General features: G+C 57.2%; 32 protein-coding genes. 17 read left to right on the top strand and 15 right to left on the bottom strand.

What is annotated here, in order from left to right; all coding sequences use genetic code 11:
* Positions 1-49: 49 nt before the first annotated feature.
* Positions 50-265 (bottom strand): hypothetical protein, encoded by a 216-nt coding sequence (locus KVH01_RS11770; protein WP_217881576.1) that lies wholly within the window; start codon positions 263-265, stop codon positions 50-52.
* 49 nt (positions 266-314) lie between these two features.
* Complete coding sequence (locus tag KVH01_RS11765) at positions 315-515, bottom strand: helix-turn-helix domain-containing protein (RefSeq protein WP_241088507.1); 201 nt, start codon at positions 513-515, stop codon at positions 315-317.
* Between the two features lie 131 nt (positions 516-646).
* Between KVH01_RS11765 and KVH01_RS11760 the strand changes: the two genes are divergently transcribed.
* Together KVH01_RS11760 and KVH01_RS11755 are read left to right on the top strand one after the other, a co-directional pair.
* Complete coding sequence (locus KVH01_RS11760; protein ID WP_217881575.1) at positions 647-967, top strand: hypothetical protein; 321 nt, start codon at positions 647-649, stop codon at positions 965-967.
* A 54-nt stretch (positions 968-1,021) separates the two neighbouring features.
* Entirely contained in the window at positions 1,022-1,330 is a 309-nt protein-coding gene (locus KVH01_RS11755) for a hypothetical protein (protein WP_217881574.1), read from the top strand.
* A gap of 598 nt (positions 1,331-1,928) precedes the next feature.
* On the opposite strand, the gene KVH01_RS11750 is transcribed toward KVH01_RS11755, so the two are convergent.
* The 3 genes from KVH01_RS11750 to KVH01_RS11740 form a co-directional block, all read right to left on the bottom strand.
* The gene (locus tag KVH01_RS11750; RefSeq protein ID WP_217881573.1) at positions 1,929-2,474 is read right to left on the bottom strand and encodes a hypothetical protein; all 546 of its coding nucleotides are present in this window, start codon (positions 2,472-2,474) and stop codon (positions 1,929-1,931) included.
* Positions 2,475-2,943: 469 nt separating this feature from the next.
* The gene (locus KVH01_RS11745; RefSeq protein WP_217881572.1) at positions 2,944-3,900 is read right to left on the bottom strand and encodes a tyrosine-type recombinase/integrase; all 957 of its coding nucleotides are present in this window, start codon (positions 3,898-3,900) and stop codon (positions 2,944-2,946) included.
* 337 nt (positions 3,901-4,237) lie between these two features.
* The gene (locus KVH01_RS11740) at positions 4,238-4,594 is read right to left on the bottom strand and encodes a hypothetical protein (RefSeq protein WP_225924160.1); all 357 of its coding nucleotides are present in this window, start codon (positions 4,592-4,594) and stop codon (positions 4,238-4,240) included.
* Positions 4,595-4,661: 67 nt separating this feature from the next.
* Here KVH01_RS11740 and KVH01_RS11735 point away from each other — a divergent pair, with 67 nt between their 5' ends.
* The 4 genes from KVH01_RS11735 (at position 4,662) to KVH01_RS11720 (ending at position 7,493) form a co-directional block, all read left to right on the top strand.
* Positions 4,662-5,378 (top strand): DUF969 domain-containing protein, encoded by a 717-nt coding sequence (locus KVH01_RS11735; protein WP_043049552.1) that lies wholly within the window; start codon positions 4,662-4,664, stop codon positions 5,376-5,378.
* Positions 5,375-6,325, top strand: a complete 951-nt coding sequence (locus tag KVH01_RS11730) for a DUF979 domain-containing protein (protein WP_046068927.1) — start codon at positions 5,375-5,377, stop codon at positions 6,323-6,325. Before KVH01_RS11735 ends, KVH01_RS11730 begins: the two co-directional genes overlap by 4 nt.
* A gap of 7 nt (positions 6,326-6,332) precedes the next feature.
* Complete coding sequence (pcp, locus tag KVH01_RS11725) at positions 6,333-6,947, top strand: pyroglutamyl-peptidase I (protein WP_217881571.1); 615 nt, start codon at positions 6,333-6,335, stop codon at positions 6,945-6,947.
* A gap of 72 nt (positions 6,948-7,019) precedes the next feature.
* Positions 7,020-7,493: an anti-virulence regulator CigR family protein gene (locus tag KVH01_RS11720; RefSeq protein ID WP_217881570.1), complete on the top strand. Its 474-nt coding sequence runs from the start codon at positions 7,020-7,022 to the stop codon at positions 7,491-7,493.
* A 12-nt stretch (positions 7,494-7,505) separates the two neighbouring features.
* Here the strand turns inward: KVH01_RS11720 and KVH01_RS11715 are convergent, their stop codons facing one another.
* Genes KVH01_RS11715 through KVH01_RS11705 form a run of 3 tightly spaced genes read right to left on the bottom strand, consistent with a single transcriptional unit; the run spans position 7,506 to position 9,877 of the window.
* On the bottom strand, positions 7,506-8,906 hold the full coding sequence (locus tag KVH01_RS11715) for a heavy metal sensor histidine kinase (protein WP_217881569.1): 1,401 nt from the start codon (positions 8,904-8,906) through the stop codon (positions 7,506-7,508).
* Positions 8,903-9,574: a heavy metal response regulator transcription factor gene (locus KVH01_RS11710; protein ID WP_046068923.1), complete on the bottom strand. Its 672-nt coding sequence runs from the start codon at positions 9,572-9,574 to the stop codon at positions 8,903-8,905. The genes KVH01_RS11715 and KVH01_RS11710 overlap by 4 nt, the downstream gene beginning before the upstream one ends.
* Positions 9,575-9,616: 42 nt before the next feature.
* The gene (locus tag KVH01_RS11705) at positions 9,617-9,877 is read right to left on the bottom strand and encodes a DUF2790 domain-containing protein (RefSeq protein WP_043049558.1); all 261 of its coding nucleotides are present in this window, start codon (positions 9,875-9,877) and stop codon (positions 9,617-9,619) included.
* A gap of 207 nt (positions 9,878-10,084) precedes the next feature.
* Between KVH01_RS11705 and KVH01_RS11700 the strand changes: the two genes are divergently transcribed.
* Positions 10,085-10,753 (top strand): HAD family hydrolase, encoded by a 669-nt coding sequence (locus KVH01_RS11700; protein ID WP_217881568.1) that lies wholly within the window; start codon positions 10,085-10,087, stop codon positions 10,751-10,753.
* Between the two features lie 27 nt (positions 10,754-10,780).
* Here KVH01_RS11700 and KVH01_RS11695 read toward each other — a convergent pair whose 3' ends face one another.
* The 3 genes from KVH01_RS11695 to csrA form a co-directional block, all read right to left on the bottom strand.
* On the bottom strand, positions 10,781-11,065 hold the full coding sequence (locus tag KVH01_RS11695; protein WP_217881567.1) for a hypothetical protein: 285 nt from the start codon (positions 11,063-11,065) through the stop codon (positions 10,781-10,783).
* Positions 11,066-11,157: 92 nt separating this feature from the next.
* Positions 11,158-11,418 (bottom strand): hypothetical protein, encoded by a 261-nt coding sequence (locus tag KVH01_RS11690; protein WP_043049561.1) that lies wholly within the window; start codon positions 11,416-11,418, stop codon positions 11,158-11,160.
* A 209-nt stretch (positions 11,419-11,627) separates the two neighbouring features.
* Complete coding sequence (gene csrA, locus KVH01_RS11685) at positions 11,628-11,822, bottom strand: carbon storage regulator CsrA (RefSeq protein WP_003192511.1); 195 nt, start codon at positions 11,820-11,822, stop codon at positions 11,628-11,630.
* 262 nt (positions 11,823-12,084) lie between these two features.
* Between csrA and KVH01_RS11680 the strand changes: the two genes are divergently transcribed.
* Positions 12,085-12,450: an SPOR domain-containing protein gene (locus KVH01_RS11680; protein ID WP_164486417.1), complete on the top strand. Its 366-nt coding sequence runs from the start codon at positions 12,085-12,087 to the stop codon at positions 12,448-12,450.
* Positions 12,451-12,480: 30 nt separating this feature from the next.
* Here the strand turns inward: KVH01_RS11680 and KVH01_RS11675 are convergent, their stop codons facing one another.
* The 3 genes from KVH01_RS11675 to KVH01_RS11665 all read right to left on the bottom strand — a co-directional run bounded on the left by KVH01_RS11675 (position 12,481) and on the right by KVH01_RS11665 (position 14,759).
* Complete coding sequence (locus tag KVH01_RS11675) at positions 12,481-13,170, bottom strand: endonuclease (protein ID WP_217881566.1); 690 nt, start codon at positions 13,168-13,170, stop codon at positions 12,481-12,483.
* A 4-nt stretch (positions 13,171-13,174) separates the two neighbouring features.
* Positions 13,175-13,426, bottom strand: coding sequence for a DUF1654 domain-containing protein (locus KVH01_RS11670; protein WP_231989017.1), 252 nt, complete (start codon positions 13,424-13,426; stop codon positions 13,175-13,177).
* Positions 13,427-13,670: 244 nt separating this feature from the next.
* A complete protein-coding gene (locus KVH01_RS11665; protein ID WP_217881565.1) occupies positions 13,671-14,759 on the bottom strand; it encodes an asparaginase in 1,089 nt (362 codons plus the stop codon).
* A gap of 564 nt (positions 14,760-15,323) precedes the next feature.
* Here KVH01_RS11665 and KVH01_RS11660 point away from each other — a divergent pair.
* Genes KVH01_RS11660 through KVH01_RS11630 form a run of 7 tightly spaced genes read left to right on the top strand, consistent with a single transcriptional unit; the run spans position 15,324 to position 22,292 of the window.
* Entirely contained in the window at positions 15,324-16,283 is a 960-nt protein-coding gene (locus tag KVH01_RS11660) for a sugar ABC transporter substrate-binding protein (RefSeq protein ID WP_043049567.1), read from the top strand.
* Positions 16,284-16,340: 57 nt separating this feature from the next.
* Positions 16,341-17,894, top strand: coding sequence for a sugar ABC transporter ATP-binding protein (locus KVH01_RS11655; protein ID WP_217881564.1), 1,554 nt, complete (start codon positions 16,341-16,343; stop codon positions 17,892-17,894).
* Positions 17,891-18,868: an ABC transporter permease gene (locus tag KVH01_RS11650; protein WP_003192502.1), complete on the top strand. Its 978-nt coding sequence runs from the start codon at positions 17,891-17,893 to the stop codon at positions 18,866-18,868. The genes KVH01_RS11655 and KVH01_RS11650 overlap by 4 nt, the downstream gene beginning before the upstream one ends.
* Before the next feature lie 3 nt (positions 18,869-18,871).
* The gene (locus tag KVH01_RS11645; protein WP_217881563.1) at positions 18,872-19,894 is read left to right on the top strand and encodes a LacI family DNA-binding transcriptional regulator; all 1,023 of its coding nucleotides are present in this window, start codon (positions 18,872-18,874) and stop codon (positions 19,892-19,894) included.
* A 23-nt stretch (positions 19,895-19,917) separates the two neighbouring features.
* Entirely contained in the window at positions 19,918-20,835 is a 918-nt protein-coding gene (rbsK, locus tag KVH01_RS11640) for a ribokinase (RefSeq protein WP_217881562.1), read from the top strand.
* The gene (rbsD, locus tag KVH01_RS11635) at positions 20,832-21,236 is read left to right on the top strand and encodes a D-ribose pyranase (RefSeq protein WP_046068911.1); all 405 of its coding nucleotides are present in this window, start codon (positions 20,832-20,834) and stop codon (positions 21,234-21,236) included. Before rbsK ends, rbsD begins: the two co-directional genes overlap by 4 nt.
* Positions 21,237-21,263: 27 nt before the next feature.
* The gene (locus KVH01_RS11630; RefSeq protein WP_043049572.1) at positions 21,264-22,292 is read left to right on the top strand and encodes a nucleoside hydrolase; all 1,029 of its coding nucleotides are present in this window, start codon (positions 21,264-21,266) and stop codon (positions 22,290-22,292) included.
* Positions 22,293-22,325: 33 nt separating this feature from the next.
* Here KVH01_RS11630 and KVH01_RS11625 read toward each other — a convergent pair whose 3' ends face one another.
* Positions 22,326-22,532, bottom strand: a complete 207-nt coding sequence (locus tag KVH01_RS11625) for a hypothetical protein (RefSeq protein ID WP_217881561.1) — start codon at positions 22,530-22,532, stop codon at positions 22,326-22,328.
* Positions 22,533-22,687: 155 nt separating this feature from the next.
* On the opposite strand from KVH01_RS11625, the gene KVH01_RS11620 reads away from it, so the two are divergent.
* Entirely contained in the window at positions 22,688-22,993 is a 306-nt protein-coding gene (locus tag KVH01_RS11620; protein WP_217881560.1) for a hypothetical protein, read from the top strand.
* 144 nt (positions 22,994-23,137) lie between these two features.
* Positions 23,138-23,458, top strand: a complete 321-nt coding sequence (locus KVH01_RS11615; RefSeq protein WP_217881559.1) for an I78 family peptidase inhibitor — start codon at positions 23,138-23,140, stop codon at positions 23,456-23,458.
* The last annotated feature ends 38 nt before the right edge of the window (positions 23,459-23,496 follow it).

The raw sequence follows: 23,496 nt of genomic DNA, 5'->3' as shown, positions 1-23,496 counted from the left end.
GGCGAGTCGCTATCGAACTACCAGTTATGTCTACTCCTTTGATAGCGACTTATTGTCGGAGCTGAAGAATTCCAGCGGTGATAGCGGACGCGTTCGCATCAAGGGTTTCCAATGCGGTGATCGCGTTTTCATGGGCTTCGCTTGAACCATTGGCTCTAGCCCATAGAGCTACTTCTTCAATTGCAGCGGCTAACGCGTATTGGTTTTGCAGCAGAAGGGTTAGCACGTCTGCTGTGGCTATGTGGGCATCTGTGTTGTTTGGCATGACGGTCATCCTTGAGTGTTAATCGGAGATTTTCAAAACCAGTTGCTCCCTATTGTCCCAGCTCTTCCTCCACTAGGAGAATCAGCGTGGACGGGCTGCACTTCAAAGCACTGGCTAGCTTGAATAAGACAGCAATCGTAGGTTGATTGACGCCCCTCTCGATCAGACTGACGTAATTCCGTTGCACGTCGGCTTCCAGTGCCAACTGTTCTTGGGTAACGCCCGCTTCGCGTCTTTTCTGTCGTAGCACACGCCCAAAGGCTACCCCGATCTCCAATGCAATCACTCCACGCTAGTGAGCGGGCACTGTCGTGGTTGAGCATCAGCAGGTCTTCACAATATACTGTGAATTCGTACTCTAACAATCAAAGGAATTAATTGATGAACACCGTTTCTCGCTTGCTATGCCTGCTACCACTTCTCGCATCTACCACCGCCATGGCTGACACCTACCCAAAGCGAACGCTCGTTGCAGGTTCGATGGTTTGTTACAAGGCCGGTGACTGGACAAAGTTGGTGGAGGCGTCGCTTGATCAGGACGAAGATGAGGCTGAACGCTTGATCGGCTCAGGAAAGTGCCGAACGATCTCAACAGGGACCAAGGTCAAATTCATTGAGGGTCCCAAGGACGGCGACAAGTCTGCACTGATCCAGCTACCCAGCGGGAAAACCGCCATGACAGCGAATGGTTGGCTACGTTGATTTTTACTCAATGAGCCAATAGGCACACCAACCACTACCGAGTTAGGGCAAGGCATGAACGAAAAGCTGTTTGTACTGACCACCCAGAAAAAGAAAACCAACCACATCCTGCACCTGCTGATGTGCATCCCTACATACGGGTTGTGGCTCTTCGTCTGGGGCATCACCATGCGGGGCAAAGATGCACACAACAGGAAGCTCGACAAGCAAATCAATCAGATCATGCACTACAAGACGCAAGGCTTGAGTGATAACGATACATACCAACAGATCAAGAATGACCAGTTGAACTCTGACGTATTTCAAGGGCGGATGATCTTTGTGATTCTGGTTGTTGTGTTCCTCTACTTCTACCTGCGGTAACTATTGAACACGCAGGTTGTTGCACACGTAAAGCGGAGCTTTGAGCATGATACCCTCCCAGCTTCGCTGACGTGTTTTTTGCACCGACAGCGTGAGCTTTCAACTATACTCAGCTACGGCGTGACCGCCGGCATTCCTTTGGATGTACTCTAGTAATCAAATGAGATTTACATAAATCCAGCTCTTCGCTTGTGATTTTGATCTTGCTCTTCTTTGTTGGTGCAAAAATGAATACGTCTGTATTCAGTGTTACTCCCGGCAGCGGACGCTGACAGTTATACCCATCACCTTCGGTGGGAGCAAATCAAGAGCAAGAGCAAGTGCTTGGATGTGTGTTGATACTCTATTAATTTACTGGTGTGCTGATCCAGAATCAGGACGATACGACTATTGCCTATGAAATGGGTTATCCCACACTCAGACGTTCCGTCTAAAGGTCGTTCGCTTCGCTCTCTCTTTCCGACGTTAATTAAAAAATGATCAACTATGACCAGCTTGAGCGTTCTGGTCACAGAGTTGGTTCGGTCTGATGCTGAGCACTTTCGTCACTGGAAATAGTCGGAAATAGTCTTTCTTTCCTTTTTCTTTCCGACGTTAATTAACATCCCTTGCGGAACGTCCTTAGAGCCTCGCCGTAGGCTAAGTAATCCCCAGCCAGCCGCAGGGCTGCAATATGCTCTGGCACCTCCCGTAACGGCTTGTAGGGCACGAGAGCCACGTGAGAATAGGCAAGCTTGGACTCAAGCTTATAAGCGTCCTCATAGTACCGTAGTAGTTCAGGTCGTCGCAGCAGGTAAGAATGAATTCCATGAGCCGCGTGTCGAGCCGCTTTGATAATACGCTCAGCCTTTCGTTTTGCTACTCCGGTTGCCATTACAGCCTGCACGGTGAACTCCCTGAGGTGCAAAGCACCTAGCACTTCGTTCATGGAAACATTACAGACGTTCTGTGACTGTCTAGCGGAGGTCAGGCAACTGCCAAAGACAATGTCAGCCAACCACGCAGGCTTGGCGCAAGTCAGCTCGCCAGCAATATGTGCAATTGGGTTGACTGTAGATACGCGTTTGCGACCAGCACCCCGTGGGTTCTTCGGTGCAACGCCTTCAATGGTGGGGATCAAATTTAAAACGAATGAGTGTGACATGGTTTTCTCCTGTTCAAGTTCATTTCAATAGGCACTACCTCGGGTATTTGCCGGTTAATTGGTTAATGCAGGCAACACTGTACCGAGCATCTGGCACTGTATGGGTGCGGGACGTATTCGGCATGTTTGGCTGATGTGGGCATCCTATGCTGTTTGTCACTTTTTGTCAAGGCTCTAGTTGACGCGACGTGAACTTGTTGATCTAGTAAGTGGCTCTCCAAGTATTTTTGTGGGAGGCCACCTTCCTTATGGGAACTGCTCTGTGAAAACTGGTTTCCGGTGAGAGAGAAAGCGCCCAGCTTAGTCCCGGCAGCGATGTAAGCCTGTAAACATTGGTCTGGGTGTAACTTAATACAAAAAAACATAACGAGTTCAGTGCAGGTTATGCCCGGGTTTATCGGTGGTTTTGACGTGTTTCCGGTGACGCCAACCTCTCGATCTAACGAGGCTGGCAGCCCAACTCGGATGTTCAATCAATAAGGTGCAGTACGTCCTTGACGTTCAGGTGAGAGTAACGTGCGACGGATCGAGTGTCCCTGTGCCCTGAGACGATCATGATCTGAGCATTGTTGAATCCTTTCTTCGCCACGTTGGTGATGCGCGTATGCCTGAGTTGGTGCAGCCGGACGCTGCTATCAAGTCCAGCCTTTATACGTGCCAGACGCACAGCCTGTGATACTGCGTGGGGAGTGACATTGAAGACTATGCCGTGTGGGTAGCGTTCAACAGTGGCACATAGTTGGGCGAGTTCCAGAATCTCAACGGCTCGGCGGGTGAGGGGAACGGATCGCGTGCCATTCTTCCCGTCGATCACATCGGCAATGCGATCCTTGAGATGCAGGCAGTCTTTAGTCAGTTTCAGGATTTCAGAGCGCCGCATGGCAGTCTCATATGCCAGTTCAACGATGAGCTTCATTGTTGGAGAAAGCTTCGCCAGTAATCGCTCAAGCTCGCTTGCACGTACCACCTTGTCTGAAGACCGGTCAGGTTTGGGAAGTGCAATGTCACTGACAGGATTATGAATGTCGATCAACAACCCTCGTTTGGCGAATCGGTAGAAGCGGGACATAAATGCAAGCTGCGTCCTGCACGTGGACGGCTTGACCTTCTTCAGTCGCATGATCTTGAAGTCATTGATCATCTGCGGCGTGACTTCATGAATAGGCTGGGTGAAATGCCTGCCTAGGTGCTCAACGATCTTTAGGGCGTGGTTGTAGCTGCCTTTACCCTTGAGCATGGTTTCGCAGTAAATCATCCCGAGCGTATAGATGGTGTGGTGCTTGCGATCCAACGTCACAGCTTCGATTTGTTTCGCCCATGACTCTGCTTCGACCTTGGTGCTGAAGGTTTTCGACTGGGGAGATTTGCCTTTAACCCGCACCTGAGCATTCCAGTTGCCGGACGGAAGTAAGCGGAAATTTGCCATTGTTGACGCCTCATAGATGTGAATGGGCGTTCTGTGAAGTCCAAGAGCAGCAGGGCTAGGAGCCTACTCCTAGCAGACCTTGACATGGTGGGGGTCGTTGGTTCGAGTCCAATCGCGCCTACCAAACAAAATCCGCTCTGCTGGGCGGTCTGGAAGGGCTCACCGAAAGGTGGGCCCTTTTTTGTTACCTGGAATTTGGGCAATGGTCACCCACAGACGCCTCGCGGCGCACTTTCAGGTTTGAAGGGTGGGTCAGCAGAACAGCGTAGCCACCGACAGCAGGCAGATTATCTGGACGAACACTTGGCAGCGTATCTCGCCAATCGTGGTCGCCATATCACTCATTTGTCCGGCATACATAGCGCGAGCCCTCATTGTCGGCATAACACCGTGAACGAACTGCAGGTACACACAGCTGCATTGTGGAGTATAGGTTCTGTTTGGGAATCCATATGGCTGAACCGATGATCAGTTCCTCTTCGGGAATCCATACATCTTTTTTCAAAAAAACCGGGTCTGAATCCACCTGCTGGCGTTCGATTGCTCGGTGCCATCCCCCACAAAAATTATTGGTTTGCAGCAACAATTTTTCTTGTTGGACACTCCCCGTCCCCAGGCAGCAAAGTTGCCGCCACTGACGCTCGACCTTCCGGGTCAACAATAAAAAAACCGAGCCGACTGCACGCCCATTCATGCTGTGAGCCCTTTGCCCACATCCTGCTGTAATGGCGCCGCAGCGCGCACTAAAGGACCTCCCCGCCATGCAAACAGTTGTGAACTTATGGCCGTTGATCGGCGTACTTGTCATCGTGGTCGGCTTTGTATTGCGCTTCAATCCGCTGTTGGTAGTCACCGCGGCCGCCATCGCCACCGGGTTCGCCGCCCAGTTCCCGCTGGAAAAAATTCTCGCCACCATGGGCGATGGCTTCCTCCAGACCCGTGCCCTGCAATTGATTCTGTTACTGCCGCTGGCGGTGATTGGCCTGTTGGAGCGCCATGGCCTGCGCCTGCATGCGCAGAACTGGATCGCCCGCTTCGAACGCGCCACGGTTGGGCGTTTGCTGATCATGTATCTGTTTGTGCGTGAATCCACGGCCGCCATGGGGCTTACCAGCCTGGGTGGGCACCCGCAAATGGTGCGCCCGCTGTTGGCGCCCATGGCCGAAGGCGCGGCGGAAAAACGCTACGGCAAGCTGCCGGACAAGCTGCGGCATAAGGTATTGGCCATGTGCGCGGCCACCGACAACGTCGGGCTGTTTTTCGGTGAAGATATTTTTGTCGCTTTCGGTGCGATTGCGTTGATGCATACCTTCCTGTTGGGCTCGGGCATTGATGTGGAACCGTTGCACATTGCCGTATGGGGCATTCCCACGGCGATCTGTGCCTTCATCATTCACGCTATCCGCCTGCATCGTTTTGATCGACGCCTGACCCGAGAGATGAGCCCGGCTACCGCTCCGGTGGAGGCTGCGCAATGATCATTTCCATTCAATACCTGTACTGGCTGGCCGGTGTGCTGTTGCTGATCACCGCGGGCATGATCCTGCTCGATCGCTCCCATCCCAAGCGCTGGTCCAGCGCGCTGTTCTGGCTGCTGTTCGCCATACCGTTCCTGGTGGGGGAGCGCCTGCCTTCGGTGGTCATCGGTGTCGGTGTAGTGGTGATGGCGTTGATCGCAGGGCTGGGCGGTGTTGGTCGTGGCCAGCACGCCGAATTGCACGACAAGGCGTCCCGCGCCAGTGCCGGGCGCCTGGGCCATAAATTGTTTATCCCGGCGTTGGCGATCCCGCTGACCACGGTGATTGGTTCGGTATTGCTCAAACACACTGAAATAGGCGGTGTACCGCTGCTGGACCCGAAGAACACCACCTTTGTGTCCCTCGGCATCGGCTGCCTGATTGCCTTGGGCCTGGCCTGCTGGCTGACCCGCGATACGCCGGTACAAGCCTTGCGCGAGTCGCGCCGCCTGACCGAGGCCCTGGGCTGGGCGATGGTGCTGCCGCAGATGCTGGCGATGCTCGGCTTGCTGTTCAATGAAGCTGGGGTGGGCACTGCTGTCGCCCACGTCACCACCACTTATATCAACCTGGATTACAAGTTGGTGGCGGTTATGGTGTATGTGCTGGGTATGGCCTTGTTTACCGTGATCATGGGTAATGGCTTCGCGGCGTTCCCGGTCATGACAGGTGGCGTCGGCGTGCCGGTACTGGTGGGGATTTATGGCGGCAACCCCGCGGTGATGGCGGCGATCGGCATGTTTTCCGGCTACTGCGGTACGCTGATGACGCCGATGGCGGCCAACTTCAACATCGTACCGGCAGCGTTATTGGAGCTGCCTGATAAAAACGCGGTGATCAAGGCCCAGATACCCACGGCGCTGATGATGCTGGTGGTCAATATCGTGCTGCTTTATCTGTTGATGTGAGGCTCATATGCAAACGGTGCTGCTGACGGGCTTCGAGCCCTTTGATAACGACTTGGTGAACCCCTCCTGGGAGGCGGCGCGACAGCTCGATGGCGTGCAAGTGGTCGAGGGCGTGCGGATTGTCGCGCGTTGCTTGCCGTGCGCCTTTGCCACCGCAGGTGCGTACCTGGCCCAACTGATCAGCGAGTTGAACCCGTCGATGGTGATTGCTACCGGCCTGGCACCTGGGCGCAGCGAGATGTCCATCGAGCGGGTGGCGATCAATATCAACGACGCACGCATCCCCGACAACCTCGGGCAACAACCGATTGATACGGCGGTGGTGGTCGATGGCCCGGCTGCGTACTTCTCGACGTTGCCGATCAAGGCCATGGTCAAGGCGCTACGCGAGGCGGGTGTTGCCGCAGCGGTTTCGCAAACGGCGGGAACCTTTGTGTGCAACCAGGTGTTCTATCTTTTGCAACATCGGCTGGTTGGGGGCGGGATACGCAGTGGGTTTATCCATATCCCGAGCTCTCCACCACCGGGTCAGCCTTCGCAGGTTGAAGGCTTGCGGCTGGCGGTCTTTACGGCTTGGCTCACCCAGGCCGATGTGGTCGAAACGGGTGGGCAGGTGAGCTGACGGCTGGGCTGCGTATATAGGTGGGGCAACTTCGGCTATAGTTCAAAAGCGTATCCACCTTGGAAAACCATCATGATCAAGTGCCCGAAGTTCGTGTCTATCGCGTTGTCCCTCGCGCTGTTTGCGGGTAGCGGTCTTGCCCTGGCTGATCCCGGTAATGGCAAGGGTCAAGGTAATAACAAGGGAGAGCAGGGCCAGGGTAATAACAAAGGCGGTAACCAGGGAGCACAAGGCTACGACAAGCCCAAAGGCAAAAGCGGCTCAGGTGGTCATGGCCCCAGCGTTGATCGAGGGAGCGTGTTGAATGTGTTGGGCGGTTATCGCGATTACTGGAGCCCAGGGCCTGCATTGCCACCAGGTATCCAGAAGAACCTGGCGCGTGGCAAGCCGCTGCCACCCGGTATCGCCAAGAAGCTCGACGGCCGCCTGTTGGGACGGTTGCCTCATTACGATGGTTATGAATGGCAGCAAGCGGGAACCGACTTGATCTTGGTGGCCATTGCCAGTGGCATTATCTACGAAGTGCTCAATGGCGCCTTTGATTGAGCGGGTGAAGGTTCAGGCCTCCTGTGCTGGAAAAAACAACTCGAAGCACGTCACGCCGCCTTCACTGGTAACGCCATAGCGGCCGTTATGCAATTGCATGATGGTCGCCACAATCGACAGTCCCAGCCCGTTGGACTGGGACGAACATTCGCGGGATTCGTCCACCCGGTAAAAGCGTTCGAACAACCTGGGCAAATGCTCGGCGGCAATGGTTTGGCCGTGGTTGCTGACCCTCAGGTGGGTACCTCCGGTCGTCGGGATTGCCTGGATACTCAGCTCGGTGTTCGGCGCGCCATACTTGATGGCATTGGCACACAGGTTCGCCAGGGCTCGGCGCAGTAGCATCGGTTCAGCCCAGATCACCCCTTCGCCCAAGCCAACGATGTGCATGCCCACATCACCGGCCAACCCCTCGAAATAATCTGCGATGCGTTCCACTTCATCTGCTGCATCCAGCTCCTGGCGTTGGCGCAAGGCGCTGGCAGGGTCGGTACGGGCCAGGAACAACATGTTATCGAGCATCCGCGCCAGGCGTTCGAGCTCTTCGACGTTGGAGGCCAGCAGTTGTTGGTAACTCTCCATGCTGCGGCTCTGTTGCAGGGCAACCTGGGTTTCACCCAGCAAATTGTTGATCGGGGTACGCAGCTCGTGGGCCATATCGGTGGAGACCTGGCCCAGTTGGATAAAACCTTTGGCCAGTCGTTCAAGCATGGTGTTGAAGGAGTCAATCATCGGCAGCAGTTCTTTGGGGGCGCCGTGGCTGTCGAGACGTTCGGCCAGGTTACTGACGCCGATGCCCTGTGCATGGCTGGCCAGGCGCCGCAACGGCAGCAACCCACGGTGTACCAGCACATAACCGACCAAGGCGAGGATCACCGCTGCCATGCTGGCCAGGATGAACACGTTCAAGCGATAACGCGCGAGCATGGTCGTGCGCTCGGCCATCAGGCGCCCGACGGTGATTTGCAGGCTGCCCAGGTCACCGGTGTCGATGGACGCCGCCACTGTGGCCAACGGTACGCCGCTCACATCGAGGAAATGCTGCACGTCGGCAAGCCCGAGCGCATGGTCTTTCGTCACGGGCGATACCGGGGGAATCTGGATGTTGCCAGGGTTCACCAGCAATAACGCTTGCTGCCCGGGTGCGGCGATGCTCAATACCGACTCACTGTTGCCCAACATATTCTGGAACAGCTCCGGCTTGGATTTGATCAGCTCCAGGGTGTTGCCGTCATTAAGCAGGTTGCGCAGTTGGTTGGCGCGCGAGATCAGCGCGGCGTCGTCACGCTTGATCAGTTCACGCTCCAGCTCGCGGTACAACGTCACGCCCAGGGTTGCCAGCAAGGCGAAGGCGAGCAAGGCGAAGATCAGCGCCAGGCGCAGGGTCAGGGAGTAGTGGCGATGACGGTTCATGGCTGGGTATCGAAGCGGTAGCCAATGCCCCGCACGCTGTGGATCAGCTTGAGCTGGAACGGGTCGTCGATTTTCAGGCGCAGGCGTCTGACGGCCACATCCACTACGTTGGTGTCGCTGTCGAAGTTCATGTCCCATACCCGCGAGGCGATCAACGAGCGGGACAGCACCTGGTCCTGGTGCGTGGCGAACAGGTGCAGCAGGGCGAACTCCTTGTTGGTCAGGGTAATGCGCGTGCCGGCACGGGTGACACGGCGCTTGAGCACGTCAATGTGCAGGTCGGCGATGTGCAGCTGTTCTTCCTCGCGGCTGGGGCCGCGGCGGTTGAGGGTGCGCAGGCGTGCGACCAGCTCGGCGAAGGAGAAGGGCTTGATCAGGTAGTCGTCGGCACCCAGTTCCAGGCCTTTGATGCGGTCGGCGATATCATCCCGGGCGGTGAGGAACAGCACCGGCGTATCGGCTTCTTTACGCAGGCGGCGCAGCACTTCCCAGCCGTCCATCTTCGGCATCATCACGTCCAGCACAATCACGTCGAAGGGCGTCTCCAGGGCCTGGTGCAATCCATCCACGCCATCGCGGGCCAGGCTTACTGAGTGGCCCAGCTCCTGCAGGCCGTTGAGCAGATAATTGCCGGCCTTGGGTTCGTCTTCGACTACGAGGATGTTCATGGCTGATGTCCTGCTTCAATAAGTGGCGCAAGTGTAGCCCGATCAATTGTCACTGGCGCAACCGATGCCCTGGACCTGGTAATCCAGCACGTGTTCGCGGTCCTGGTGGTCCAGGTAACGCAATTGCGCCGGTACGACTCCGCATTGGCCATAGGTGTCGGTGCTCGACAGCACCTTGGCGACATCCAGGTGTACGAAGAAGCCGGTCTGGTCATGAATGACGTTGGAGGCAGGGACCGTGTCGGCAGCGAACGCCGAGCCGGTGGTGAGCAGAGCGGCAAAACCGAGGGTAAACAGTTTCATGGTGGTATCTCTCGTTACGGATTGGCTGCCGCAGTGGCAGTGAGTTCACGGTAACCAGGCAATCCCAACAGCCAACCAACAGGATCATGACAAGTTCGTCATTCTTGACGTGAGACCGATACGTAGGCGGTTTGAGGGGGCTCAGCGTTTACAAGCGTGAAGGTGATCCGTAGATTACAGGGGTCCAGCTCATGAGGAAGCCGCCTAGTGTCCATCCCGAATCCAACTGTGTTTACCCGGCGCTATCGCGCCTTCCTGTTCGACATGGACGGGACCCTGCTTAACTCCATCGCCGCAGCCGAGCGGGTATGGAGTATCTGGGCGGAACGTCACGGCCTGGACGTGGAGGCCTTTCTGACCACCATTCATGGCGCCCGCGCGATTGATACCATTACTCGCCAGGCCTTGCCGGGTGTCGATCCCGAGGTGGAAGCCCGGTGGATCACCGAGGCTGAGTTGAATGATGTCGAAGGGGTTGTTGCGATTCCTGGCGCTGTAGAGTTTTTGAAGGGCTTGCCCATCGATCAATGGGCGCTGGTCACATCCGCTCCAAAGGCATTGGCGATGCGCCGACTGCAAGCGGCAGGCATTCCAGTGCCGGAAGTATTAGTGACAGCCGAAGACGTGGCGAGCGGCAAGCCGGATCCGGCCTGCTATGTGCTGGGTGCCCAGCGCCTGGGCGTGTCTGTGCAAGACTGCCTGATATTCGAGGACGCCACCGTGGGCATCCGAGCGGGCGAGGCAGCGGGGGCGGATATCATGGTCGTAACCTCTGCGCACCTGACGCCGATGCTGACTGATCATGCTTGTATCGAGGGGTATAACGGGTTGCGGGCGCTACGCGACGCTGATGGCTTGCTTTGTGTTCATCGTTGACACCTTGATGCACAGAAGGCCGAGCCTTTACTGGGCTCGGCCTTCTGTACAGGCGACTGCTTGCAACCGGCTGCTTTTCATTCCCTGACGCGACAACACCATTTCCCTGAGTATCTCTGTGGCGAGCCGATTGATGGCTTCAGTGCCGTGATAATGCGCCCGCACGATTCCAGTAACCGCAAAATGATCGGTTTCCGGGCCGCTGAGAACGGCTGACAAGGTACCGTCGGCATGCAGTGTGCACTCAACCCTGTAGCTGGGAAGGCGGTCTGCCAAGGCTGTTTCGATTTGGGATTTGCTGAGCGTGTCCATCTGTTCCTGCACCTTTGACTGACTGTGCATGCCCAAGCATAGGTCTTGTTGCTCAACTGTAAATACCGGCGATCCGATAGCATGCAGCGGTATCAGCGTAGGGTTTGCTGGTGTGCACGATCAGCTGCGCGTTGGCACAACTTGCGCAAAATAACCTTTTGCATGGGTTTGAGGCAGAACACCAGCAAGTAACCACACAGCAGAAGTGTCAAGTCCAGCCAGGCGTGGTCATCGGTAAAGGCCCGTTCAGCTTCCACTCTCAACCCATACCCGAGCGCCAGGAAAACCAAGCCTATCAGCAGGGCGATCATCCAGGATCGGGTAACAAGTGGGGGCGTCGCGACTGGCCTCATCGACGTGCTCCTGAATGCACTCGGATGGCGGAAAAAAGCGTCACAAATTGGGCTACGAACAGATCGACAAGTTCCAGCTACGCTGAAAGTTTCATCTTGCAGCGAAGAGACATGCAAAGGACGCGCTGGTCACGCAAAAAAGCGCGAGCAGGCCGATTGGGTTTTCGCCAGCCATTACAATGAACGAAAAGGCTGGCTACTGAGGCGTTTCAAGGCGTCTGGTTTTTGTCGGGTGCAGTCAGGCCAGCCTGGATGCGCTGGTAAATCTCCTCGCGATGCACGGCAACATCCTTGGGGGCGTTGATGCCGATTCGTACTTGCTGGCCGCTAACGCCCAGGATGGTGATCGTAATGTCATCACCGATGTTTATGCTTTCACCGACTTTGCGGGTGAGTATAAGCATGGACTTCTCCTTGATTACTTTTAAGGACACATGTTTCAGACAGGGCAGGTGTCGGATGTGTGTAGCTTACTGCGAAGCGCTTCCCTGTGACTGCCTCTTTTAGGACGCATAGAGGCGACATTAATTCCCATGGCGGCATCATACAGGTCGCGATACATCATTCGCATTGTTTAAGCCAACGTTTATGACGGCCAGAATAGACAGCGAATGGTAAAGTCGCCTCTTTGATCCTCAAAGGAGCAGGGCAGTGCGTAAAGTAGCGATGGCAATTGTGGTGTTGGCGTTGGCCGGATGCGGTGAAGGTAAGTCGGTCGATGCCCCCAAGGCCAAGCCTGCCGTGACTGAAAACCTGCCACAAACCGGCGCGATTGCCGCTCAGGAATGGGATCTATGGGTCGGCCCGCCGGACCACAAGCTGCAGGCGATCACTGACCTGACCGCCTGGTTGCTGGAGCATGGTTTCAGTTTTTACATCGTGAAGGTCGATGGCAAGGATGAAGTGCGGCTGGGGCCGTTCGCGACCAAAGCGGAGGCCGAAGCCAGGCAGGCTTTGCTTAACGAAAAGATGGCCAGGGCCAAAAAAACCGATACGGTGTCGGAGATCGTCGAACACAAGGCTGCACAGTAAGGCCTGAGTGGGCGGCATCCCCGCCCACATTCAGCCGCAGGCCTTCAGGTTCACCGGGCCGACAAACTCGTTGCCTCGCCCCATTACACAGGCCACGGTCTGGTTGCGCTGGCGCTCCCAGGTCTGCACTGGATAAGTCTTGTTCCAGGCTTCATACAGTTGCCGGTCCTGTTTCGACAGGCGCAGACCGTACTGCTTGCTCATATAAAAATACGTGCGTGCGATCATTCCACGAATGGAAGGGCGTGGCATGACCTTCTTGGCCTTGAAATCCACCTGGGTCAGGCATGAGCCGTACTGCCCGCTTTGCACCGGCAGCCAACCAAAGCTGAAGTTGTTACGGTCGCCATTCACTTCGCCGATGCTCGGCACCAGGTTGTGCAGGTCAGCTTCGGCGCGCTTGAACACCTCGTCATGGCGCGTGCAGTTTTTTCGCCCGCCACTTTGCCAGCATTGGCGCTGATGTCCGATTTGCCAGGCCGGCACGATGTGTTCCCACTCGATGCGCGCAGCGCGGTTGGCGTTTTTGCGCGGGATATAGCCACAAGCCTTCAGGTTCACACGATTACCGGTGTATTTACACCCGCAGTAGAACTCAGTGGATTGCGGAGCGTAGAGCTTCCAGGCAATTTTCTTGGCTTCGCTGAAGGTTCGAGGGGCTTGGGCGTGGGCGGTGACGGTAAAAAACAGACAGCACAGGGCAATAAAGCGGGCACTCATTCAATCAATCTTCCTTCGGCACAACCCAGAAAATTTGCACGCCGCCGTCATCCCGATAAGCCAGGGTGACATTGTCGTTTTCAGCAATTTCTTCCAGGAGACGCTGCCACTCGTCCTCCGGCTCATCGGGTAAACGGAAGATCAAGGCTGCCTTGGCCTTCTGGGCGTTGGTCGAATTGATGATTTTTTGCACGCGGATAGCCAGGCGCTGGTAGGCGTCAGGCGATGCGGGTACTGCGGACGAGGGCTTTGCCACGGAGCATTCCTTAATAGGCTGTACGCACATACAGTATTTAAATGTAGGCGATTTCGCAACTGCTTAAATTTCAAGAAGTTCGTCTGACAGCGATTAAGGAACTTTGTTGAGAGGTGGGACAAAGGAACTGTAGGAGCGAGCTTGCTCGCGAAAAACGTGATAGCGCCGCAGTGAGTCAGGCTTTGCGCGTTATCGTTAGCGTTCTTCGCGAGCAAACTCGCTCCTACAGGTCGATCAACAGGTATCAGTATTCCCAGAACATCCGTTGCAGTTCCTTGCTGTCCTGGGTCTTGGTCAGGGCGACCATTGCCAGGATCCGGGCTTTCTGCGGGTTCAGGTCATGGGCGGCAACCCAGTCATATTTGTCATCAGGTTGTTCCGCGTTACGCAGGACGAAACCGCCGGCATTCACGTGGGAGGAGCGAATGATCTGCACGCCTTGCTTGCGCAGTTCCTGCAGGGCAGGGACCACCTTGGAGGATACCGAGCCATTGCCGGTACCGGCATGGATGATGGCCTTGGCGCCAGCCTGGGCCAGTGCCTTGACGGCGGTGTCGCTCACGTTGCCATAGCCGTAGGCAATTTCGACATCTGGCAGGCTCTTGATGGTTTTGATATCGAATTCCGAATCCATGGTGTGACGCTTGGCCGGCAGGCGGAACCAGTAGGATTTGCCTTCAACGACCATGCCCAGCGGGCCCCATGGGCTCTTGAAGGCCTCGGTCTTGATATTGATCATCTTGCTCACGTCGCGACCCGATTGGATCTCGTCGTTCATGGTGACCAGTACGCCTTTGCCGCGTGCATCCTTACTGCCGGCGACGGCAACCGCGTTGTACAGGTTGAGCATCCCGTCCGCCGACATGGCAGTGCCTGGGCGCATGGAACCGACCACCACGATAGGCTTGTCGGTTTTCTCCACCAGGTTGAGGAAGTAGGCGGTTTCTTCAAGGGTGTCGGTGCCGTGGGTGATCACGATGCCGTCGACATCCTTGCTGTCGGCCAATTCAGCGACGCGACGGCCCAGTTGCAGCAGGTTTTCGTTGTTGATGCTTTCCGAGGCAATTTGCATCACCTGTTCGCCGCGCACATTGGCGATCTGGCCAAGCTCGGGCACGCCGGCAATCAGTTGCTCGATGCCGACCTTGGCTGCCTGGTAGGTAGCGCTATTGGCGGCACTGGCACCGGCACCGGCGATGGTGCCGCCTGTAGCCAGGATGACCACGTTGGACAGTTTAGCCTTGGTTTCAACTTCTTTTGCCTGGGCGGCAAAGGGGAACAGCAGCAGGAGCGCGAGGGCGCCCGGGACAAAGTTCTTCAGTGCAGATGTCATTATTTTTCTCTCTGGTTTTTGATGAGTGCTGTTGCAGGTTCATCTAGAACACCCGGGCGGTTCTGAGCGCCGCAGGGTGCTGGGAAAGAGCAGGATTCATACCAGACTGATAGTGCTTGCTGTTTTAATTTAACGTTTTGATTTAGAACAAGTTTTATCAAAATTTAAGATCGCTGGCGCGACGCCTCGTCCGGCTTTCCGAACGGCGCAGGGTTGTTGTGTTCGGTTGTCCGAAAGCCTATACAGATTATCCTGGTGGCTCGTACGGCTTCGGCGGGCGTGATCTGTCGCTTCAGGGATTATTCGGTAAAGGGCTTTGCTTAAACGTATCAGTGGCTTCGATCGAGCAGCCAGTTCTGCACAGCTGGATGGAAGGCTTGTTTTCTACCGTTGACAAATCCCGACAAGGTTCTCATAGTTTGTTTAACGCAAACGTTTGCGAGATATTTCACGGCGCACTCTTTGAGTACCGTGCCAGCTCGTATCGGCCACCCAGGTGGGAGGCTGCCGGAGGCTCTTCGGTGCAAGCGTTGCTCACAATAATCATAAGATCGGAGTGAACCCATGAAGCTGCCATTTGCTGGACGTCTTCTTGCTGTCGCTGTGCTTGCTGCCGCATCCGCCGCTTTACCTCTCTCCTCTGCATTTGCTGAAGACGCCGCCGCCAAGCCCAAGGTTGGCCTGGTGATGAAGTCCCTTGCCAATGAGTTCTTCGTCACGATGCAAGAGGGCGCGAAGGCTTATCAGAAAGAACACACCGCCGATTTCGACATGATTACCAACGGTATCAAGAACGAAACCGACACCAGCGCACAGATTGCCATCGTTAATGAAATGATCAATTCCAAGGTCAACGCCATTGTGATCGCACCCGCCGATTCCAAAGCGCTGGCCAACGTACTGAAGAAAGCCTCTGACGCTGGTATCAAGGTCGTCAACATCGACAACCGCCTTGACCCTGACGTACTCAAAAGCAAAAACCTCGATATTCCTTTCGTAGGCCCGGACAACCGCAAAGGCTCCAAGCTGGTAGGCGACTACCTGGCCAAGCAACTCTCCGCGGGTGACAAGGTTGGCATCATCGAAGGCGTACCGACCACCACCAACGCCCAGCAGCGTACCGCAGGCTACAAAGACGCGATGGACGCCGCGGGCATGAAGATCGTCTCCACCCAATCCGGTAACTGGGAAATCGACCAGGGCCAAAAGGTTGCGTCGGCGATGCTGAGTGAACACCCCGATCTCAAGGCGCTGCTGGCTGGCAATGACAACATGGCCCTGGGTGCCGTCTCTGCTGTACGTGCAGCGGGCAAGGCCGGCAAGGTGCTGGTCGTAGGCTACGACAACATCGAAGCCATCAAGCCGATGCTGCAGGATGGACGTGTGCTCGCGACTGCCGACCAGGCTGCCGCCCAGCAAGCCGTGTTCGGTATCCAGAACGCGTTGAAGCTGGTCAAGGGTGAAAAAGTCGATGCCAAAGATGGCGTGATCGAAACCCCGGTCGAACTCGTCCTCAAGAAGTAATCCTGGCAGTACCCAACAGCGCTCGCTCGTCCTGGGCGGGCGCCTGGAGATTTTCCTATGTCATCTTCCGCCCCGAACGCTGTCCTCTCGGTCAGCGGTATCGGTAAGACCTATGCCCAGCCGGTTCTGTCCGACATCACCCTGACGCTCAATCGCGGGGAAGTGCTGGCGCTGACCGGTGAGAACGGCGCAGGCAAAAGTACCTTGTCGAAGATCATTGGCGGCCTGGTCACGCCGACCACTGGGCACATGCAGTTCAATGGCCAGGATTTTTGCCCCGCCAGCCGTACCCAGGCCGAAGCCTTGGGCGTACGCATGGTCATGCAGGAACTCAACCTGCTGCCGACACTGACGGTGGCTGAAAACCTGTTCCTGGATAATCTGCCAAGCAGCTGTGGCTGGATCAGCCGCAAACAACTGCGCAAGTCTGCGATCGAAGCCATGGCCCAGGTCGGCCTGGACGCGATCGACCCGGATACGCTGGTTGGCAGCCTGGGCATTGGTCATCAGCAAATGGTCGAGATTGCCCGTAACCTGATCGGCGACTGTCATGTACTGATCCTCGACGAACCCACGGCCATGCTCACCGCCCGTGAAGTCGAGATGCTGTTTGAACAAATCACCCGCCTGCAGGCCCGAGGCGTGGCGATCATCTATATTTCGCACCGGCTGGAAGAGCTGGCCCGTGTCGCCCAGCGCATTGCGGTACTGCGCGACGGCAAGCTGGTCTGCGTCGAGCCGATGGCCAATTACAACAGCGAGCAGTTGGTGACCTTGATGGTCGGTCGCGAGCTGGGCGAACACATCGACCTGGGCCCGCGTACGATTGGTGCCCCGGCCTTGACCGTGACCGGCCTGAGCCGCTCGGACAAGGTTCGCGACGTCTCATTTGCAGTGCGAGCTGGCGAGATTTATGGCATCTCCGGCTTGATCGGCGCCGGTCGCACCGAATTGCTCCGCCTGATCTTCGGCGCCGACCTGGCCGACAGCGGCACCGTGGCCCTGGGCTCGCCGGCCAAGGTGGTGAGTATCCGCTCGCCGGTGGACGCGGTCGGTCACGGCATTGCCCTGATCACCGAAGACCGCAAAGGCGAGGGCCTGCTGCTGACTCAGTCCATCAGCGCCAATATCGCCCTGGGCAACATGCCGGAAATCTCCGGTGGCGGCCTGGTCAATAGCCGCGATGAAACGGCCTTGGCCAAGCGCCAGATCGACGCGATGCGGATCCGCAGTTCCAGCCCGGCGCAATTGGTCTCCGAGCTGTCGGGGGGCAACCAGCAGAAGGTGGTGATCGGCCGTTGGCTGGAGCGCGATTGTTCGGTGATGCTGTTCGATGAGCCGACCCGGGGCATCGATGTCGGCGCCAAGTTCGACATCTACGCCTTGCTCGGCGAACTGACGCGCCAGGGTAAGGCGTTGGTGGTGGTGTCCAGTGACCTGCGTGAGCTGATGCTGATCTGTGACCGCATCGGCGTATTGTCCGCCGGACGCCTGATCCAGACCTTCGAGCGTGACAGCTGGACCCAGGACGAATTGCTCGCCGCCGCCTTTGCCGGCTATCAGAAACGTGACGAGCTGCTCAACGAAGCAGCGCCTAGGAATACCCCATGAAAACAAGCATTTCCCCCGGTAAGACTGGCGGCAACTTCTATGGCCTGGGTACTTACCTGGGCCTGGCGGGTGCTTTGCTGGCGATGATTGCGCTGTTCTCGGTGCTCAGCGACCACTTCCTGTCCTATGACACCTTCAGCACCCTGGCCAACCAGATTCCGGACCTGATGGTGCTGGCGGTGGGCATGACCTTCATCCTCATCATCGGCGGCATCGATCTGTCGGTAGGTTCCGTGCTGGCATTGGCGGCGTCGGCGGTCAGCGTGGCGATTCTTGGCTGGGGCTGGAGCGTGCTGCCCGCCGCTTTGCTGGGCATGGGTTGCGCCGCATTGGCCGGTACCATCACCGGCTCCATCACCGTGGCCTGGCGCATTCCGTCATTTATCGTGTCCCTGGGTGTGCTGGAGATGGCGCGTGGCGTGGCCTACCAAATGACAGGCTCGCGCACCGCCTATATCGGTGACTCGTTTGCCTGGCTGTCCAACCCGATTGCGTTTGGCATTTCACCATCGTTCATCATCGCGCTGCTGGTGATCATTGCGGCCCAGCTGGTTCTGACCCGTACTGTATTCGGGCGTTACCTGATCGGTATCGGCACCAACGAAGAGGCGGTGCGCCTGGCTGGCATCAATCCCAAACCCTACAAGATCCTGGTGTTCAGCCTGATGGGCCTGTTGGCCGGTGTGGCTGCCCTGTTCCAGATTTCGCGTCTGGAAGCGGCGGATCCGAACGCCGGTTCGGGCCTGGAACTGCAAGTGATTGCCGCCGTGGTGATTGGCGGCACCAGCCTGATGGGCGGGCGCGGTTCGGTCATCAGTACGTTCTTCGGTGTGTTGATCATTTCGGTATTGGCTGCCGGCTTGGCGCAGATCGGCGCAACGGAACCCACGAAACGCATCATTACCGGTGCAGTGATCGTGATCGCCGTCGTCCTCGATACTTACCGCAGCCAGCGCGCCAGTCGGCGGGGCTGAACCATGGCAACGATCAAGGATGTGGCAGCGCTTGCAGGTATTTCCTACACCACGGTGTCCCATGTGGTGAACAAGACTCGGCCGGTCAGCGAGCCGGTACGCATCAAGGTCGAGGCGGCAATCAAGCAATTGGACTACGTGCCCAGTGCCGTAGCACGTTCGCTCAAGGCCAAGACCACGGCCACTATAGGCCTGCTGGTGCCCAACAGCCTCAACCCGTATTTCGCGGAGCTGGCCCGTGGCATCGAGGATTACTGCGAGCGTAATGGTTACTGCGTGATCCTCTGCAACTCCGATGACGACGCTGAAAAGCAGCGCAGTTACTTGCGCGTACTGCTGGAAAAGCGCGTCGACGGCTTGATCGTGACGTCGGTAGGTGGTGATGACAGTGGCCTTGCCGCTGGCTTGAGTGCGGTGCGCACGCCCATGGTGATTGTCGACCGGGCGCTGGATGGTATCGATGTCGATCTGGTACGCATCGACCACGAAGAGGGTGCTTACCTCGCGACCCGGCACCTGCTGGAGTTGGGGCATCGGGACATTGCCTGTATTGGCGGCCCGGGGCATACCCGCGTGGCGCAGATGCGCCTTGCCGGCTACCAGCGTGCGTTGCGTGAGGCCGGTGTGGAAGTGTTGGTCAGCCGTATCCTGGAAAGCGACTTCACCAGCACCGGGGGTTATACCGCAGCGGTGCAGTTGCTCTCGGAAAACCCGCCCAGCGCGATTTTCGCCAGCAACGATATGATCGGTTTTGGCGTACTGCGCGCCGCTGCCGAGCGAAATATCCGTGTGCCAGGTGAGCTATCGGTGATCGGTTTTGACGACATCCAGATGGGGCGCTACGTGTACCCGGCATTGACGACGGTCGGGCAGTCGATCCTGCAGCTGGGCGAGACCGCGGCCGAATTATTACTGCAACGAATAGCGACACCCCAACTGCCGATCGATCAACGTATCGTGACGCCGAGTATAGTTTTGCGTGAGTCGACGGCGCCATTGGCCGGTGTGTTCGCCCAATACCGCTGAAACGAATTGATGAGTAACGATGTATGCCAGCAAAAGTAGTGGTAGTAGGCAGCTTGAACATGGACCTGGTCACCCGTGCCAGTCGCTTGCCGCATGCCGGTGAAACCCTGGTCGGCCAAAGCTTTTCCACCGTTCCCGGAGGCAAGGGCGCCAACCAGGCCGTCGCATCGGCGCGCCTGGGGGCCAGCGTGGCGATGATTGGTTGCATCGGCACCGACGCCTATGGCAGTCAGCTGCGCGAGGCATTGGTGGTGGAAGGTATCGATTGCCAAGCGATCAGCACCGTGGAAGGTTCCAGCGGTGTGGCGTTGATCGTGGTGGATGACAACAGCCAGAACGCAATTGTTATTGTGGCGGGTAGCAACGGTGAGTTGACGCCCGAGTCGCTGAAAACCTGCGACGCTGTGCTGCAGGCGGCAGAGGTGATCATCTGCCAGCTTGAAGTGCCGATGGACACCGTTGGCTATACGCTCAAGCGCGGTCGTGAGTTGGGCAAGACGGTCATCCTCAATCCGGCCCCGGCAAGCGGACCCCTGCCCGCGCAGTGGTACGCCTCGATCGACTACCTGATCCCCAATGAAAGTGAGGCCACCGCCCTGAGCGGTGTGGCGGTCGACTCGCTCGACAGCGCCAAGGTCGCCGCGATGGCGCTGATCAAGGCGGGGGCGGGCAAAGTCATCATCACCCTGGGCGCCCAGGGCGCGCTGTTCGCGGATGGTAAAAGCTTCGAGCATCTGGTCGCGCCAAAGGTCAAGGCGGCGGACACCACGGCCGCCGGCGACACCTTCGTCGGTGGCTTTGCCGCTGCACTGGCTGCTGGCAAGAGCGAGCTCGAGGCCATCCGTTTTGGCCAGGTCGCGGCAGCGCTGTCGGTCACCCGTAACGGCGCTCAGCCTTCCATTCCTACGCTGCACGACGTACAAGGTTTTGTGCCTTCATGAAAAAGACCCCCCTGCTCAATATTGCCCTTTCACGCGTGATCGCGTCCCTTGGCCACGGTGACATCCTTGTCATCGGCGATGCCGGCCTGCCGGTACCTCCCGGTGTGGAACTGATCGACCTGGCGCTGACCCAGGGCATTCCGGATTTCATCAGCACATTACGCATTGTGCTGAGCGAAATGCAGGTAGAAAGCCACGTGCTGGCCGAAGAAATCCTGCTCAAGCAACCGCCTGCGCTGACCGAACTCAATACACTCACAGAGCAGGCCGCGTTGGGTGAACGACGCCTGCTCAGCCATGATCAGTTCAAGCAACTGAGTCGCAACGCCCGCGCGGTTGTGCGCACCGGCGAATGCCAGCCTTATTGCAATATCGCGCTGGTGTCCGGCGTAACGTTCTAGCGTCCCCCCTATGACAAGGAGTGCTTTATGCAACGTGGTCTACCTACCCTGAAAAACCTGTTCCGGAGTGTCCTGCTTTTGTCCGCGCTCACAGCAGCAAGCGCCCAGGCGGCGGAAAAAATCGACCTGATCATCGATACTGATCCGGGCGCCGATGATGTGGTGGCGCTGTTGTTTGCCATGGCTTCGCCAGAGGAGTTGAGCATTCGTGCGCTGACCACCGTCGCCGGTAACGTGCGCCTGGACAAGACCTCCCGCAATGCACGCCTGGCGCGCGAGTGGGCAGGGCGTGAGGATATCCCGGTGTATGCCGGTGCACCCGCGCCGCTGTTGCGCAAGCCGATCTATGCCGAGAACATCCATGGCAAGGAAGGCATTTCCGGCGTCACCGTGCACGAGCCGAAAAAAGGCCTGGCCGAAGGTAATGCCGTTGACTACCTGATCAAGACCCTGGGCAGCGCCAAGCCGCACAGCATTACCATCGCCATGCTCGGTCCGCAGACCAACCTGGCACTGGCGCTGACCCAGGCGCCGGAAATCACCCAAGGCATCAAGGAAGTGGTGGTGATGGGCGGCGCGCACTTCAATGGCGGTAATATCACGCCGGTGGCCGAGTTCAACCTGTTCGCCGATCCAGTCGCGGCTGAGATCGTGCTCAAAAGCGGTGTGAAGCTGACTTACCTGCCGTTGGATGTGACCCATAAAGTCCTCACCAGCGATGCGCGCCTGAAAAAGATTGCGGACCTGAACAACAACGCAAGCAAGGTCGTCAGCAGCATTCTGAATGAGTACGTCAAGGGTGACATGGAGCACTACGGCATTCCAGGCGGTCCGGTCCACGATGCGACCGTGGTTGCCTACCTGCTCAAGCCTTCGCTGTTCAGCGGTCGTCAGGCCAATATGGTCGTAGACAGCCGCGAAGGTCCGACTTTCGGCCAGACCATCGTCGATTGGTATGACGGACTCAAGCAGGAGAAGAATGTGTTTTGGGTGGAGAACGGCGACGCCCAGGGCTTCTTCGATCTGCTGACCGAGCGTCTGGCGCGTCTGAAGTAAGGCGTTTACCGGTCAGCGTTCGGCGGCCGATTCTTATTTGTGCGCTGGTGCGCCCATATGGTCGGCCGGATATTTCTCGAATACCTGGCCGATGAATGCTTGTGCAGCTTGGGTGCCCAGCTCCTTGACCAGCAGGTCGATACCGATGATCGCCATTTCTTCCGGGTTGGTGGGGCTGTAGGAGCTTTGCCCTTGGGGCCATTTGGCTTTGATGTCGGCTTGGATCGTTACGGTGGTCATGGAAATCTCACGGGCTGGAAGTACTGGGCAATGCGCTGGAATGCGGTTCCAGCGGGCGCAGTTAAGCATTTTGCGCGGCATTTGGCACTGCTACTTAGGCATGAAGGAGGGGGTGTGCGACACTGCGAGCCTGTCCAATAGCCGGGAAACAACGCGTGCAGATCAATTTGAACAACCCTGAGGACCTGACCCAGGCGGCCGTGCGCGAACTGCTTGCCAGCGCCAATGACGATGAACATACCCAACTGCGGGTCACCAGGGAGGGGATTGCCTATATTTCTTCGGGGACCGTGGGAGGCGTTGATATCGACGGCCTGCTCTTTCGGCTGGAGACCTGGTCGAAGGGCTCCGGGTATGTCGGCATCGTCGCGGCAAGCGACGAAGTCTGGGTCATGCAGATTTTTAACGCGCTGAAGCAGAATTGGCCTACACCTTCTTCTGACTACATTGATATCTACTAGGTGCGTTCATATCTAGTCACGATTGACAGGGCGCTTGACTGCTGTGAGTGAGGCAGACTTGCGCGCAGGCGGTTAACGTCTTGAAACCAATCGCTTTGACTGCTGTCGCACGATCTCTGTCCATTTTTTATCATAGGAGGCTTCATGCCTTGGAAGCTCGCATCATTCGGTACTTTGTTGGCAGCACTCGCGTTGGCGGGTTGCAGCACCCCGGGTGCCTCTGAGCCAGGCAAAGACGCCGCCGCGACCGATACCGGTCATAGCCGCTGTGAGTCGAAGGCCGCCGAGTTTGCAATCGGCCAGAAAGCCTCGCCCCAGTTGCTGGAGCAGGCCCGTACGCGTGCCGGTGCGCAGAATGCACGCATTCTCAAGCCCAACGATATGATCACGCTGGAATATCGCTCCGACCGCTTGAACCTGAACACCGACAACAACCTGGTGATCACTCGGGTCAATTGCGGCTGATTGCCCTGCGGCTTTTGCATCGTCCATAAAAAACCCCG

This window comes from Pseudomonas khavaziana (genome assembly GCF_019145205.1).
In the GTDB taxonomy this organism is placed as follows: domain Bacteria; phylum Pseudomonadota; class Gammaproteobacteria; order Pseudomonadales; family Pseudomonadaceae; genus Aquipseudomonas; species Aquipseudomonas khavaziana.
The sequence above is the reverse complement of the archived record's forward strand: the minus strand, read 5'-3'. Positions and strand labels throughout refer to the sequence as shown.